The organism is Labilithrix sp., assembly GCA_019637155.1.
GTDB lineage: Bacteria > Myxococcota_A > Polyangia > Polyangiales > Polyangiaceae > Labilithrix.
Map to the genome: position 1 here is coordinate 61,701 of JAHBWE010000027.1, position 14,507 is coordinate 76,207.

A 14,507-nucleotide genomic window follows, 5' to 3' on the forward strand; every position below is an offset into this window, starting at 1 on the left:
AGAGCCAAGATAGCAGAGCGCGGGCCAAGCCCAGCGACCCCGGAAAACGCGTGAAAAACACCGCCGAACCCGCTGCCAACCGTGCCAAACCCATGGTCACGATGTCATGGTCGGAGCGTCCGGTGCCCGACGCGGGGAAGGATGTTGCGGTAAACGGTGGGGTCGGCAATCCTTCCATCGTGCCCGAAGCCCATCCTGGGATGATGGTGACGCCCAGCGTCAAGCTGGTCCGGCCGCTCGGTGAGGGCGGCATGGGCTCGGTGTGGGTCGCCGATCACCTCGCGCTCCACACGCAGGTCGTCGTCAAGTTCATCGCGAGCACGCTGAAGGACAACAAGGACGCGACGGAGCGCTTCTCGCGCGAGGCCGCCGCTGCGGCGCAGGTGCGGAGCCCCCACGTCGTCCAGACGTTCGATCACGGCTTCACGCCGGACGGCATTCCTTACATCGTCATGGAGCTCCTCGAGGGCCGCGACCTCGGCGCGTTCCTCGAACAAGAAGGGAAGGCGTCGCCGGAGCTGGCGCTCGAGATCCTCGTCCAGCTCGGTCGTGCGCTCGATCGCGCGCACGAGCGCGGCATCGTCCACCGCGACATCAAGCCCGGGAACATCTTCCTCTGCGACAGCGGTCGCGGCGAGGTGTTCGTGAAGCTCCTCGACTTCGGCATCGCGAAGGGCGTCGACGTCCCCCACATCGACAGCGGCACGAAGACGGGCGCCATGATCGGCTCGCCCTTCTACATGAGCCCCGAGCAGATCCTCGGCGCGAAGAACATCGACAAGCGGAGCGACCTCTGGTCGGTCGGCGTCGTCGCGTACGAGACGCTCACCGGGCGGAAGCCGTTCGACGCCGAGACGATGGGCGGCCTCGCGATCCGCATCCACTCCGAGCCGCTGCCGCTGCCGAGCCAGGTGAACCCCGCGCTGGGCCCTGCGGTCGACGCGTGGTTCCAGCGCGCGTGCGCGCGGCCGGTGCCGGATCGCTACAACAGCGCGAAGGAGATGGCGGAGGCGCTCGCGGCCGCGCTCGGCGGGGAGATGCCGAAGTCGGTGGAGGTCCCGCGCTCGTCCACCGGCGCGAACCAGCCGCGCGACCCGATGCAGTACGAGCCGACGATGGCGTCCACCGACGCCGGGCTCTCGCGCAGCTCACCCCCCGCGACGACGCGCAACCGTTTGATTGCCCTCGTCGCGGTGAGCAGCGTCCTCATGATCGGCGCCTTCATCGGCGTCCGTCAGTTCGTGGTCTCCGCCGGCGCGAAGGACCCGCCGAAGGACGCGAAGCCCCTCACGTCGGAGCCCGCCCCGCCGGCGCAGCCCTCCGCGCTCGCGATCCCGTCGGTCGAGCTGACCCCGATCCCGCCGCCGAGCGCCTCGATGATGCCCGGCGTCGCCGCGGCCGCTCCCGCTCCTGCTCCCGCGCCTGTCGGCAAGCCGCATGGCCGCCCGCCGAAGAACGGTACGTCTTCTCCTTCTCCTGCGCAGAATCCTCCCTTACCTTCGCCTGCGGCGCCTGCTCCGGCGCCGGCCACGACCGGACATGACATCTTCTAGCCGCTCCAAGCGTGCCTTCTGGTTGCTGCCGTTCGTGGTGACGCTCCTCGCGTCCGCGCCGGCGAGCGCGCAGCGCACCGCGCAGGACATCACGTCGGCGCGCCAGCTCTACAACGAAGGCCTCGCGCTCCGCGAGAAGGGCGACCAGAAGGGCGCGCTCGAGAAGTTCAAGGGGGCGCACACGCTCGGCAACACGCCGCTCACCGGCATCGAGCTGTGCAAGATGCACCAAACCTTGAAGCAGCCGGTCGAGGCGAGCGAGGCGTGCCTCTCGGTCGGCCGCATCGGACCGATCCCGGAGGAGAGCCAGCGCTCGAAGGACGCGCGCGTCGAGGCGGCGAAGATCGCGGAGACGGAGCAGGCGAAGATCAGCAACATCAAGGTGAAGGTCTCCGGCGTGCCTTCCGGCTTCGATCCCACCGTCGCGATCGACGGCGTCGCGATCCCGCCCGTCGCGCTGAGCGCGCCGCGCCCGGTCAACCCGGGGCCGCACGTGATCACGGCGAAGGTGGGGAGCGGACCGGAGACGAAGACGTCACTCGAGACGAAGGAGGGGGAGACGAAGGAGATCGAGGTGACGGTGCAGCCGCCGCCTCCCGACGAGAAGCCGCCGCCGCGCGTCGCCGGCGACGGCGCGGGCCCGCAGCCGAAGCCGAAGGAAGGGGGAAGCCAGTCCGCGAAGATCGCGCTCGGCTTCGCCGGCGTCGCCGCCACGATCGGCACGGTGGCGGGGATCGTCGCGTTCACCAAGACGGACGACCTCGAGCGGGAGTGCTCGAACAAGAAATGCGGGCCCGAAACGCACAAGACGCTCGACACGGCGAGCACGTGGGGCACGGTGAGCACCATCGCGTTCATCGGCGCGGGCGTCGCGCTCGGCGCGGGGCTCGTGCTCTACCTCACGTCGCCGAAGTCGTCGGGCTCGACGTCGCGTCCCACGATCGGCTTCACCGCGCGAGGCATCGGTGGCACGTTCTAGGCTCCGCCGCGCGCTCTTCGCGTTCGCGTGCGTCACGCCGCTCCTCGCCGCGTGCAACGCGATCCTCGGCATCTCCGACTACGACAAGGCCCCCTGCAACGGCGGCGAGCCATGCACGAGGGCCGACGGTGGCCCCGACGTCGGCCCGGACGCCCCCGACGCGGGCCCCGACGTCGTCACCGTCGACGCGACCGGCACCGCCCCGGTGAGCTGGATCCAGTTCAAGATGCCGAACTACCCGCAGGTCGACGGCCCCAACGTGAACGTCGCGTCGTATTCGGACCAAGCGGGCGACGCCGGCGGCATCGTCGACGACGTCTCGGGGCTGATCTGGCGGGCCGTCGACACCGCCGAGAAGAAGCCATTCTCCTACGCGGATGCGGAGAAGCATTGCGAGGCGCTCACGACCGCGAAGTGGCGCCTCCCAACGCGCATCGAGCTGATCACGCTCCTCGACTTTTCCGGGACGAACGCCGCAGCCACCTCTGCCGCGCGCTTCAGCATGGAACCCGAGACGTACTGGACGAGCTCCGCGGTGCGCGACCTGCGGCTCACACCGCCGCCGCCGGCGCCCGTCGTGACGACGAAGAACTGGGGGGTCCGCTTCGAGCCCAACATCACGGACGTGCTGGTCCAGCCCGATACGAAGTCAGCTACCGCGAGGGTGATATGCATTCAGGATCGCTGAAGCGTACGTCGCTCGCGGCGGCGGCGTTGGGGGCTACCGTCGCGTTCGTCCTTCCCGTCTCGGCCGATGCACCGATCTCGGGGCCGGCGCAGCAGTACGACAACTTCGGGCCCAACGAGGTCACGATCCGCGACCGCAAGTCGGGGCTGCGCTGGACGCGCCCGCGGTCCAACGAGCCCTATCCGGTCCGCAAGCTCGCGGACGCGAAGACGTACTGCGCCGGACTGCAGCCCGTCGGCGAGAATCGCTTGCCGTCGCTGAAGGAGCTCTTGTCACTCGTCGACGAGGAGCCGCACGCCGAGTACGTCGATACGCGCAACCAGCCGCGCTACATCGACAGGAACGCGTTTCTCCGCACTCCAGACAAGGCGTTTTGGACCTCGTCCGAGTTCCCGGACGGCTCGGCCACGTACACCGTCGATTTCCGAACCGGTCGGGTCGACAAGACGTCGAGCATCAGCGAGGAGCTCGGCGTCTTCTGCGTCCGGTAGCGACCGGGCGGCGAACCGTGATGTGATGCTCGGCCATGGCCGAGATCGCTCCCTTCACGCCGCTTCGTTACGACCTCGAAAAGCTCGCCAAGGAGGGCGGCCTCGCGAAGGTCGTCGCGCCGCCGTACGACGTCATCGACGCGCAGCAGCGCGCCGAGCTCGCCGCGCGGCACCAGCACAACGTCGTGAAGCTGATCCTCCCCGAGGGGGAGGGCGATCGGAAGTACGCGAACGCCGCCGAGCTCTATGCGGCGTGGCGGAAGGAAGGCGTGCTCGTCCGCGACGAGGAGCCCGCGTTCTACCGCTACGACCAGACCTTCACCCCGCCCGGCGGCGGCAAGCCACGCACGCGCACCGGCTTCCTCGGCGTCGTCCGCCTCGTGCCGCTCGACAAGGGCGTCGTGCTCCCGCACGAGCGCACGCTCTCGGGGCCGAAGGAGGACCGCCTCAAGCTGTTCCGCGCGACGAAGACGAACTTCTCGCCCGGCTTCCTCCTCTATCGCGACCCCGAGAAGAAGCTCGACGCCGCGCTCGCGACCGCGAAGGAGCTCGCGACGTTCGAGACCGAGGACGGCGTGAAGCATCGCTTCTCGAAGATCGCCGACAAGGACGCGATCCGCGCCATCGTGGAGGGCGTCGCGACGTCGTCGCTCCTCATCGCCGACGGTCACCACCGCTACGAGACCGCGCTCCGCTACTCGCAGGAGAACGCCGGCAAGGGCGACCGCCCCGAGAGCGCGTACTTCATGGAGTTCTTCTGCAACGGCGACGATCCCGATCTCGTCGTGTTCCCCACCCACCGGCACGTCCACTCGCTGCCGTCGTTCGACTACGCCGCGACGCTCGAGAAGGTGAAGGCGCTCTTCGACGTCACCGAGCTCCCGCCCGGCGCGAGCGCCGACGTCCTCACCGACGCGCTCGCGAAGTCCGGCGCCGAGCGGCCCTCGCTCGTGATCGCCGCGGGCGACTCGCGCGCCGCGCTCCTCGCGCTCAAGAAGGACGCCGACCTCGCGGGGCATCCGGTGCTCGGCCCGCGCGTCGCGCCGCTCCGGAAGACGGACGTCGCGCTCTTGCACATGGGCATCCTCGAGCCCGTCCTCGGCGTCACGCCCGAGATGCAGGCGGCGAAGAGCAACATCTGGTACCCGCAAGACGCCGCCGCCGCGCTGAAGTCGCTCCGCGACGGCAAGGGCCAGACCCTCTTCCTCATGAACGGCACCCCCGTCGCGCAGGTCCGCGAGGTCGCCGAGGCCGGCGAGGTCATGCCGCAGAAGAGCACCTTCTTCTACCCGAAGGTCCTCACCGGCCTCGCGATCAACACGCTCGAGGAAGACCGAAGCGTCCCGACAGCCTGAGCGCTATGATCTCGGCCATGGGCCGTCCGAAGATCGACAAGAAGGCCGCACGCGCCTTCCTCGATTTGCCATGGCATCTGTTCGACGAGTGGCACGCCGCTTTCGCCCGCGAGCGCTACGAGAGCGATCCCGGCGCGGCGTTCCGCGTCTCCGAGGGGCTTCGGGAGCACTTCCACTCGCTCGGCCATCCCCCCAACGAGGAGAGACTCCGCGACGATCTCGAGACGCACCGTCGCGTCCGCCACCTGCTCGACCGTCTTGGCGATCACACCTCTCGGTAGGGTGCTTCGCGACCTGCGGAGCGCGTTCGAATCCGCGGGTGTCCGTTGGTACCTGTTCGGTGCTCAGGCTGCGATCGCTTACGGCGTGGCGCGCTTCAAGGACGACATCGACGTCATGGTCGATCCCGGCTCGCTTCCCCTCTCGCGTATACGGGCCGCGCTCGAAGCGCGGGGGTTCGTCGTCATGAACGCGGCCGCCAACATCTTTCGAGTGAAGCACGCGAGGCGAGGTGTGCTCGTCGACGTCGTCGTTTCGCGTCCCAGCGTCGACGAGGTCTTCTACGCGCGCCTCGTGCGGCGCAAGCTCGGTGGTGTGTTCGTTCCGGTCGCTGCTCCGGAAGACATCATCGCCCTGAAGCTCCTGGCTGCCCGTGACAAAGACACGGACGACGTGAAGGTCATGCTCCAGGTGAACCGCTCGATCCGGCTGAGCCGAACGCGCGAAGTGCTCGGGCTACTGGAGGAGTCCCTCGCGATAAGCGATCTGTCGTCGGCGTTCGAGCGGATCTTGAAGGCCGCTCGTCGCTGACGCTTCCGGTCGCGCTTGGTGGGGTTGCGCGGGGAACGGGTGTCGGAAGGCCGGCACTTCCGGTGCATGTCCCTGCTGGCTACGCTTCCGTAAGCGCGCGATTTTCCGCCCGCGCTCGCGGGCGATCCCGGATAATCGCACGGTGGTGAGCCTCACCACGCGTCTTAGGAGAGGTAGAAGAGAATGACCGAGAAGAAGGGTCCGCCGCGCGAGAAGGAAGACGATCAGGTGCAGTTCGGGGACGAGCTGCCCGTCCTTCCGATCCGCAACGCCGTGCTGTTCCCGGGCGCCGTCGCTCCGTTCGACGTGGGCCGTGAGAAGTCGGTCGCGCTCGTCGAGGACGTCGACAACTTCCCGTCGCCCGTCATCGCCATCTTCGCCCAGAAGGATCCTGCGACCGACGACCCCGGGGCGGACGATCTGCACCAAGTGGGCTGCGCCGCACGGGTGCTCAAGGCGCTCAAGCACAGCTCGGGCAACTACTCCCTCATCCTCCAGGGTCTCACCCGCATCCGCCTCGACGACGTCTCGCAGAGCGCGCCCTACCTCAAGGCGAAGGTGAAGCGCCTCGAGGAGAGCGGCGTCGACGACGACGAAGCGGAGGCGCTCTCGATGTCGCTCCGTGACATCGCGAAGCAGGTCATCCAGCTCATGCCCGAGCTCCCGCGCGAGGCGGGCTCGCTCATCGACTCGATCCAGGCGCCGGGCGCGCTCGCGGACCTCGTCGCCGCGAACCTCGACGCGCCGGTCGAAGAGAAGGCGCAGCTGCTCGAGACGGTCGACGCGAAGGACCGCATCCGCAAGGTGCTCCGCCTGCTGACGCGGCAGCTCGAGATCCTCAAGATGCGCGAGCGCATCAACTCCCAGATCAAGGAGGAGATGGGCAAGAACCAGCGCGAGTACGTGCTCCGGCAGCAGCTCAAGGCGATCAAGGAGGAGCTCGGCGAGGACGACGGCGATCAGGGCGACCTCGACGGCATCGAGGAGCGCATCGCGAAGGCGAACCTCCCGAACGAGGCCGAGCAGGTCGCGAAGAAGCAGCTGAAGCGCCTCCGCAACATGCAGGTCGGGTCGGCGGAGTACACCGTCGTCCGCACCTACCTCGACTGGATCCTCGATCTCCCCTGGCACAACTCGACGCCGGACAACCTCGAGATCGCGTCCGTGCGGAAGGTCCTCGACGACGACCACTACGGCCTCGAGAAGGTGAAGAAGCGCATCCTCGAGTACCTCGCGGTCCGGAAGCTGAAGAAGGACAAGAAGGGGCCGATCCTCTGCCTCATCGGCCCCCCCGGCGTCGGCAAGACGTCGCTCGGCCGCTCCATCGCGCGCTCGCTCGGGCGCAAGTTCCACCGCATCTCGCTCGGCGGCGTCCACGACGAAGCGGCGATCCGCGGTCACCGCCGCACGTACGTCGGCGCGCTCCCGGGCCAGATCATCCAGGGCATGAAGAAGGTCGGGACCACGAACCCGGTCTTCATGCTCGACGAGATCGACAAGATCGGCCACGACTTCCGCGGCGATCCCGCCGCCGCGCTGCTCGAGGTCCTCGACCCCGAGCAGAACAACACCTTCGCCGACCACTACCTCGAGATCCCGTTCGACCTCTCGAACGTGATGTTCGTCGCGACCGCGAACGTCGCCGACCCGATTCCCCCGCCTCTCCGGGATCGCATGGAAATCCTGGAAATCCCGGGTTACACGCGAAACGAGAAATTGGCGATCGCGCGCCAGCACCTCATCCCGAAGCAGATCGAGGAGCACGGCATCACGAAGGAGCAGCTCGAGATCGGCGACAAGGCGGTCGACGAGGTCATCGACCACTACACGCGCGAGGCCGGCGTCCGCACGCTCGAGCGTCAGGTCGCCTCGGTGATCCGCGGCGTCGCGGTGAAGATCGCCGAGGGCGACACGACCCCGCGCAAGATCGACTCCGCCGAGCAGGTGGCGGAGTTCCTCGGCGCGCCGCGCTACACGAGCGAGGTCGCGGAGCGCACGGAGGAGCCGGGCGTCGCGACGGGGCTCGCGTGGACCAGCGTCGGCGGCGAGATCCTCTTCATCGAGGCGACGAAGATGTTCGGCACCGGCAAGCTCCAGCTCACCGGCCAGCTCGGCGACGTCATGAAGGAGTCGGCGCAGGCCGCGCTCTCGTACGTCCGCACGAACGCGGAGAAGCTCGGGCTCGCGAAGGACTTCCTCGAGAAGAGCGACATCCACATCCACATCCCGGCCGGCGCGATGCCGAAGGACGGCCCCTCCGCCGGCGTGACGATGTTCACCGCCCTCGTCTCGATGCTGTCGGGCGTCCGCGTCCGCCACGACGTCGCGATGACGGGCGAGATCACGCTCCGCGGCCGCGTGCTGCCCATCGGCGGCCTCAAGGAGAAGGTGCTCGCCGCGCACCGCGCGGGCATCAAGCGCGTGCTCATCCCCGAGCGCAACAAGGCCGACCTCGACGAGGTGCCGGCCGAGATCAAGAACGACCTCGAGTTCATCCAGATCTCGAAGATGGACCAGCTCCTCGACGCCGCGCTCGAGGAGAAGCTCCAGCCCAAGCCCGAGTCCTCCGCCGCGACCGCGCCGCAGAACTGAGCATGATCAAGGTCGGATTGCTCGGTTGCGGCACCGTGGGTGGTGGTGTCGTTCAGCTCCTGCGCGCGAACGCGGCGTACATCGAGGCGCGGGTCGGGGCGCCGATCGAGATCACGCGGGTGCTCGTGCGCGATCCGTCGAAGGAGCGGGTGCCGGAGCTCGATCCGGCGAAGCTCACGACCGATCCGAGGGCCGTCCTCGACGACGCGGCGTGCGACGTCATCGTCGAGGTCATGGGCGGGGTCGAGCCCGCGCGCGCGCACATCGGCGCGGCGATCGAGGCGGGCAAGCAGGTCGTCACCGCGAACAAGATGCTCCTCGCGCTCCACGGCGGCGAGCTGCTCGAGCGCGCGCGGAAGCGCGGCGTCGACCTCGCCTTCGAGGGCGCGGTCGGCGGCGGCATCCCCGTCGTCCGCGTGCTGCGCGACTCGCTCGCGAGCGATCGCATCGCGTCGCTCGTCGGCATCATCAACGGCACCTCGAACTACGTCCTCACCCGCATGCGCCAAGGCGGCCTCTCGTTCGACGCCGCGGTGAAGGAGGCGCAAGAGAAGGGCTACGCCGAGGCCGATCCCACCCTCGACGTCGGCGGCGGCGACGCGGCGCACAAGCTCGTCGTCCTCTCGATGCTCGCGTTCGGCGCGCGCCTCGACGGGGTCCACGTGTCGACGGAGGGGATCGACACCGTCGAGGCGATCGACAGCGCCTTCGCCGAGCGCTTCGGGTTCGTCGTGAAGCAGCTCGGCATCGCGAAGCTGAAGGGCGACACCGCGGGCCAAGAAGCGCTCGAGCTCCGCGTGCACCCCGCCCTCGTCGCGAAGGACGCGCCGCTCGCGAACATCAACGGCGTCCTCAACGCGGTCGCGATCGAGGGGCGCGCGCTCGGTCCGTGCCTCCTCTCCGGGCGCGGCGCGGGCGACATGCCGACCGCGGTCTCCGTCGTCGCCGACGTCGTCGACGTCGCGACCGCGAAGAAGAGCGGCGTCTCCGGCAACATGACGCGCGCGATCCGGCTCGGCGAGCGCGCGCTCGCGCCGATGGCCGACGTCGTCACGCGCTACTACGTGCGCTTCTCCGTCTACGACCGCCCCGGCGTCCTCGCGAAGATCACCGGCGCGCTGGGAGAGCGCGGCGTCTCGATCGAGCAGCTCGTGCAGCAGGGGCGGGGGAGCGAGGACACGCCCGTCGACGTCGTCATGCTCACCCACGAGGCGAAGGAGTCCGCGCTCCAGGGCGCGCTCGACGCGATCGGCGAGAGCGACTACGTCGCCGCGAAGCCGCGCATGATCCGCGTGCACTGAGCGGGCGCCTTGGCTCGGATCGAGCTCGAGCTCTTCGTCGCCGCGCCGATCGAGCGCGTCTTCGACCTCGCGCGCGACGTCGACGCCCACGTCGCGTCGACGCCGGGGACGGAGGAGCGCGCGGTCGCGGGCAAGACGAGCGGCCTCCTCGACCTCGACGACGAGGTGACGTGGGAGGCGCGCCACTTCGGCGTGATGCAGCGCCTCACGAGCCGCATCACCGCCTTCGACCGCCCGCGCCACTTCCGCGACTCGATGGTGCGCGGCGCCTTCCGCCGCTTCGACCATGACCACTTCTTCACGACCGAGGGTGACGGCACGCGCTGCCGCGACGTCTTCGACTTCGACGCGCCGCTCGGCCCGCTCGGCCGGATCGCGGAGCGGCTCTTCCTCGAGCGCTACATGCGCCGCTTCCTCGCGACGCGCATGCGCGTGCTGAAGGAGCTCGCCGAAGCCGGTTGAGCGCGGCGCCTCACCGCTCGAGGCCGATGCCGAGCGCGCCGGCGGCCTCCTTCGGGAAGCGCGCGTCGAGCTCCTCCTTCAGCGACTTCATCGTCGCGTCGTCGATGCGCTCGGTGCGGACCTTCGAGCCGGTCTCGAACGACAGCGGGAGCGCGCACACCGGCTTCGCCGTCTTCGTGTCGACGAGCAGGACGCGGCCGTCGAACGAGCCGCGCCAGGTCCCGCGCCGCTTGAGGAGCCACGCGCGATCGACGCCCGTGAGCACCGCGAGGTAGGGCGCCTCGGTCACCGCGCGCGCGGCGGGGCCGCGGACCTCGGGGCCGCCCTTGCGATCGAGCGCGGTCCTCACGGCGCGGCTCGAGAGCTCCTCCCGCGCGCCGATCGCGACGATCGGCGCCGTGACCTTGCGGTCGATCGCGGGGCAGGTCTTCCGCGCCGGCTCCGCGACGCTCTTCTCGATCGCGACGAGGAGCGCGTCGAGCTTCGCGATCGCGTCTTCGTCCTCCTTCGCCGGCGGCGGCGCTACGGGCAGCGCCGGCACGATCGGCGCCTGCACCCGGGCGATGCGCGCCGCGAGCGCGCGCGCCGAGACGAGCGCGCCCGCGGTCAGCACGAGCGCGATCACCGGCGCCAGGCTCCTTCGCCGCCCCGGCGGCCGGCGCACACGCGCGGTCGTCGGCATCGCCGAGCCGCTCCAGTCCAGGGGATCCATACCGGTGCAGAGTGCAGGGATCATGCCTCCGCCGCCCCTCGGTATTGCCCGGAAAACACGCCCTCCCGGCTGAGCCGGATCACCCTCAACTGGTGCGGTCTTGTTCGAGAGGGCTCTGCCCTCTCGAGCTCTCCCGCCGGGGGATTCTCCGCGCGCGGGGCGCGCTCCGACGCCCCCGGACCCCCGCAGAGAGAGGGGGGCGTTTGGCTTCGAGCGTCCTCGTTCAGCCGCCGAGGAGGGTGGCGCTCGAGTTGCCGTCGTCGTCGAGGACGTCGAGGGCGGCGCGGAGCTCGGTGCGGAGCTCCTTCGCGGACGCGTGGCGCGCGCGAGGGTCGATCGCCATCGCGCGCGCGACGATGTCGTCGAGCACGGCGTCCACCGTCACGAGGGTCGAGGCGCGGCGCGGGGTCTGGGTGCACTTCTTCAGGAACAGCTCGCCGATCGAGAACGCCTCGTACGGGAGCGCGCCGGTGAGCGCCTCGAAGAGCGACACCCCGAGCGAGTAGATGTCCGTGCGCGCGTCGATCGTGTCGCCGCGCGTCTGCTCCGGGGACATGTACGCGGGCGAGCCGCACAGCATCCCCGTCACCGTGATCTCGCCTTCGCCGTCGCCCGGGTCGCGCATCTTCGCGAGGCCGAAGTCGCAGACCTTCACGAGGTCGGTCGGATCGCCGTCGTCGTCCATGTCGGGGACGAGCATGATGTTCTCGGGCTTGATGTCCCGATGCACGACGCCCATGCGGTGCGCGAACGTCAGCGCGCGGCAGACCTGGATGCCGATGCCGATCACGCGCTTCGCGGGCAGCGGGCCGCCGACCGCGAGGGTCGCGTCGAGCGACTTGCCGACGACGAGCTCCATCACGAGGTAGAGCTCGCCGCCCTCCTGCCCGAAGTCGATGATGCGCGTGACGTTGACGTGCTCGAGCTTGCTCGCGGTGAGCGCCTCCGCCTTGAAGCGGCGGATGAACTGCGACTCGCTCTGGTTCTCGGCGTGGAGGATCTTCACCGCGACCGAGCGGCGGAGGTCTTTGTGCGTCGCGCGGTAGACCGTCGCCGCCGCGCCTGCGCCGATCGGCGCGTCGATGTGGTACTTGCCCGCGAGGACGCGGCCGATCCGCTTGTCGACCTGCTTCATCGCGGACGACGACGGCGGACGGGCGGGGGCGCCCGAGGGCGGCGGCGGGACGGCGGGGACCACGTTCGTGCCGCTCGCGCGGAGCAGGCTCGACGAGGAGATCTCGAAGTCGGAGGAGGGCGGCGGCGGGATGCTGTCGACCACCTCGAGCAGCTCGTCCAGCGGCGCGTCGTCCGGGATGGGGTCCTTCGAGCCGATCTTCGCGTACGCCGTCGTCGGGGCCGGTTGCGGGACGACGATGCGCGAAGGCGCGGCGTTGACGATCGTGTCCTCGGCGAGCTCTTCGTCGTCGCCCGACGGCGGCGGCGGCACGCTGCCTGACGGCTCATCGAGCTTCTCGACGATCGTGAAGAGCTCCGCCATCTGCACCCGCGTCACCGGCCGCAGGTTGAGGGGGTACGCGCCGTCTTCGCGCGGGTTCCCGGCGGGGTCGGCGAGGAGGGCGACCTTCTCGCCTCCCGGGACGTCGACCGTGAGCAGGTGTTGGCCGCTCCCCCGAGGCGGCGCGACGAGGTGCACGACCTCCGTGCGCAGACGCAGCGCGCCGCGAAGCACGCGAGCAATTTCGCGTGTATCCCGGCTCGCTAGCTCGAGCTGTGGCAACGACACGCCCACCATTCTGCGGCATTGTCGCCAGAGAGGAAATCCCTACAAATCGATGAGCGTCGCCTCCGCGCTCCCACCGAGGAAGCGCGAGGCCGACACGTCGAACGAGCGCGGCATGTCGGTCACGAAGAGGCGCGTCCTCCCCGGGCCGCGCGCGGCGGAACGGACGAGCTCGCGTTCGCGCAGAAAGCTCGCCACTTCCGCCGCCACGACGCTCGCGCTGTCGAGGATCACGACGTGCTCGCCCATCCGGGCGCGGGCCTCGCGCTGGATGGTATCGAAGAGGATCGGGTAGTGCGTGCACCCGAGGATGACGACGTCGACGCCGGCCGCAGCCAACGGATCGAGATAGCGACGCGCGGCGAGGGAAGGGACCTCGCCTTCGGTCCATCCCTCCTCCGCGAGCGGGACGAGGAGCGGCGCGGCCTGGCCGTAGGTCTCGATGCGGGTGGAGCACGCCGCGATCGCGCGCGGGTACGCGCCCGACGCGATCGTGCCCGCGGTCGCGAGGACGCCGACCTTGAAGACCTTCGTCGCCGCCGCGGCCGCGCGCGCGCCCGGCTCGATGACGCCGAGGACCGGCAGGTCGAGCTCGACGCGGAGGCGCTCCGGCGCGACCGCGCTCACGGTGTTGCACGCGACGACGATCGCCTTCACGCCTTCGGCGACGAGGCGGCGCGCGCAGCCGAGCGCGTACTTCGTGACGGTGTCGGCGCCCTTGGTCCCGTACGGCACGCGCGCGGTGTCGCCGAGGTACACGATGTCCTCGTGCGGGAGCGCCGCCCGCAGCGCGCGCACGACGGTGAGCCCGCCGAGCCCGGAGTCGAACACGCCGAGCGGCGCGTCGGGGTTCACCCCGCGGCTCACGACGACGTCGAGAGCAGGAGCTCGAGCACCGCCATGCGCACCGCGACGCCGGCCTCGACCTGATCGAGGATGACGCTGCGCTCGCCGTCAGCGACGTAGGGATCGAGCTCGACGCCGCGGTTGATCGGGCCGGGGTGCATGACGATCGCGTCGGACTTCGCGCGCGAGAGCTTCTGCGCGTTGAGGCCGAAGGTGCGGGAGTACTCGCGCGTCGTCGACATCGGCGAAGCGCCCCGCTCCGCGCTCGCGCCGGTGAAGCGCTCCGCCTGGATGCGCAGCATCATCACGACGTCGGCGCCCTCGATCGCCTGCTCGAGGCGCGGGATGACCTTCGTCGTCGCGCCGAGCGTCTCGGCCTCCATCGGCAGCATCGTGCGGAGGCCGGTGAGCCGCACCTCGGCGCCTTTCTTGCCGAGGAGCAGCGCGTTCGAGCGCGCGACGCGCGAGTGCGTGATGTCCCCGCAGATCGCGACGACGAGCCCTTCGAGCCGCCCCTTCGCCTTGCGGATCGTGAACGCGTCGAGGAGCGCCTGGGTGGGGTGCTCGTGCGCGCCGTCGCCCGCGTTGACGATCGCGCAGTCGACGCGCGAAGCGAGGAAGCCCGGCGCGCCCGAGCTCGAGTGGCGCACGACGAGCGCGTCGGCGCGCATCGCCTCGAGGTTCTTCGCCGTGTCGAGCAGCGTCTCGCCCTTGCTCACGCTCGATCCGGAGGAGCTGACGTTGACGACGTCGGCGCCGAGCCGCTTGCCCGCCGCCTCGAACGAGGTGCGCGTGCGCGTCGACGACTCGAAGAACAGGTTGATGACGGTCCTGCCCTTCAAGAGCCCCGACTTGCGGCTCCCGCCGCGCGAGGCCTCGAACCAGGTGTCCGCCCGGTCGAGCACCGCGTCGATGTCCTCCGCCGACAGGTCTTCGATCCCGAGGAGATGCCGGTGCGTCCACATCGTGGCGGCTGA

Annotated in this window: 14 protein-coding genes; 10 read left to right on the forward strand and 4 right to left on the reverse strand. The window is 69.9% G+C overall.

Annotated elements, in window-relative coordinates:
- Positions 1 to 200: 200 nt before the first annotated feature.
- The 10 genes from KF837_40535 (at position 201) to KF837_40580 (ending at position 10,231) form a co-directional block, all read left to right on the forward strand.
- Complete coding sequence (locus tag KF837_40535) at positions 201 to 1,553, forward strand: protein kinase (protein MBX3233681.1); 1,353 nt, start codon at positions 201 to 203, stop codon at positions 1,551 to 1,553.
- Positions 1,554 to 1,587: 34 nt separating this feature from the next.
- Positions 1,588 to 2,532, forward strand: coding sequence for a hypothetical protein (locus tag KF837_40540; GenBank protein ID MBX3233682.1), 945 nt, complete (start codon positions 1,588 to 1,590; stop codon positions 2,530 to 2,532).
- The gene (locus KF837_40545) at positions 2,519 to 3,220 is read left to right on the forward strand and encodes a DUF1566 domain-containing protein (GenBank protein MBX3233683.1); all 702 of its coding nucleotides are present in this window, start codon (positions 2,519 to 2,521) and stop codon (positions 3,218 to 3,220) included. Before KF837_40540 ends, KF837_40545 begins: the two co-directional genes overlap by 14 nt.
- Entirely contained in the window at positions 3,202 to 3,711 is a 510-nt protein-coding gene (locus KF837_40550) for a DUF1566 domain-containing protein (protein MBX3233684.1), read from the forward strand. Before KF837_40545 ends, KF837_40550 begins: the two co-directional genes overlap by 19 nt.
- A 35-nt stretch (positions 3,712 to 3,746) precedes the next feature.
- Positions 3,747 to 5,066 (forward strand): DUF1015 domain-containing protein, encoded by a 1,320-nt coding sequence (locus tag KF837_40555; GenBank protein MBX3233685.1) that lies wholly within the window; start codon positions 3,747 to 3,749, stop codon positions 5,064 to 5,066.
- A gap of 17 nt (positions 5,067 to 5,083) precedes the next feature.
- On the forward strand, positions 5,084 to 5,347 hold the full coding sequence (locus tag KF837_40560) for a hypothetical protein (GenBank protein ID MBX3233686.1): 264 nt from the start codon (positions 5,084 to 5,086) through the stop codon (positions 5,345 to 5,347).
- 1 nt (position 5,348) lies between these two features.
- A complete protein-coding gene (locus tag KF837_40565) occupies positions 5,349 to 5,876 on the forward strand; it encodes a nucleotidyltransferase (protein MBX3233687.1) in 528 nt (175 codons plus the stop codon).
- Between the two features lie 183 nt (positions 5,877 to 6,059).
- Positions 6,060 to 8,468 (forward strand): endopeptidase La, encoded by a 2,409-nt coding sequence (lon, locus tag KF837_40570; protein ID MBX3233688.1) that lies wholly within the window; start codon positions 6,060 to 6,062, stop codon positions 8,466 to 8,468.
- Positions 8,469 to 8,470: 2 nt separating this feature from the next.
- Complete coding sequence (locus KF837_40575; GenBank protein ID MBX3233689.1) at positions 8,471 to 9,769, forward strand: homoserine dehydrogenase; 1,299 nt, start codon at positions 8,471 to 8,473, stop codon at positions 9,767 to 9,769.
- A gap of 9 nt (positions 9,770 to 9,778) precedes the next feature.
- Positions 9,779 to 10,231, forward strand: coding sequence for an SRPBCC family protein (locus tag KF837_40580; protein ID MBX3233690.1), 453 nt, complete (start codon positions 9,779 to 9,781; stop codon positions 10,229 to 10,231).
- 10 nt (positions 10,232 to 10,241) lie between these two features.
- On the opposite strand, the gene KF837_40585 is transcribed toward KF837_40580, so the two are convergent.
- The 4 genes from KF837_40585 to KF837_40600 form a co-directional block, all read right to left on the reverse strand.
- On the reverse strand, positions 10,242 to 10,943 hold the full coding sequence (locus tag KF837_40585) for a hypothetical protein (protein ID MBX3233691.1): 702 nt from the start codon (positions 10,941 to 10,943) through the stop codon (positions 10,242 to 10,244).
- Between the two features lie 223 nt (positions 10,944 to 11,166).
- Entirely contained in the window at positions 11,167 to 12,633 is a 1,467-nt protein-coding gene (locus tag KF837_40590; GenBank protein MBX3233692.1) for a serine/threonine protein kinase, read from the reverse strand.
- Between the two features lie 93 nt (positions 12,634 to 12,726).
- Positions 12,727 to 13,551: a glutamate racemase gene (locus KF837_40595; GenBank protein ID MBX3233693.1), complete on the reverse strand. Its 825-nt coding sequence runs from the start codon at positions 13,549 to 13,551 to the stop codon at positions 12,727 to 12,729.
- The gene (locus KF837_40600; GenBank protein ID MBX3233694.1) at positions 13,548 to 14,495 is read right to left on the reverse strand and encodes an aspartate carbamoyltransferase catalytic subunit; all 948 of its coding nucleotides are present in this window, start codon (positions 14,493 to 14,495) and stop codon (positions 13,548 to 13,550) included. Before KF837_40600 ends, KF837_40595 begins: the two co-directional genes overlap by 4 nt.
- Positions 14,496 to 14,507: the final 12 nt, after the last annotated feature.

Bases quoted from the DNA above. Each gene is read 5' to 3' on its own strand.
- KF837_40535 (MBX3233681.1), top strand. From the start codon at position 201: ATGATGGTGACGCCCAGCGTCAAGCTGGTCCGGCCGCTCGGTGAGGGC.
- KF837_40550 (MBX3233684.1), top strand. From the start codon at position 3,202: ATGCATTCAGGATCGCTGAAGCGTACGTCGCTCGCGGCGGCGGCGTTG.
- KF837_40555 (MBX3233685.1), top strand. From the start codon at position 3,747: ATGGCCGAGATCGCTCCCTTCACGCCGCTTCGTTACGACCTCGAAAAG.
- KF837_40560 (MBX3233686.1), top strand. From the start codon at position 5,084: ATGGGCCGTCCGAAGATCGACAAGAAGGCCGCACGCGCCTTCCTCGAT.
- lon (MBX3233688.1), top strand. From the start codon at position 6,060: ATGACCGAGAAGAAGGGTCCGCCGCGCGAGAAGGAAGACGATCAGGTG.
- KF837_40575 (MBX3233689.1), top strand. From the start codon at position 8,471: ATGATCAAGGTCGGATTGCTCGGTTGCGGCACCGTGGGTGGTGGTGTC.
- KF837_40585 (MBX3233691.1), bottom strand. From the start codon at position 10,943: ATGGATCCCCTGGACTGGAGCGGCTCGGCGATGCCGACGACCGCGCGT.
- KF837_40600 (MBX3233694.1), bottom strand. From the start codon at position 14,495: ATGTGGACGCACCGGCATCTCCTCGGGATCGAAGACCTGTCGGCGGAG.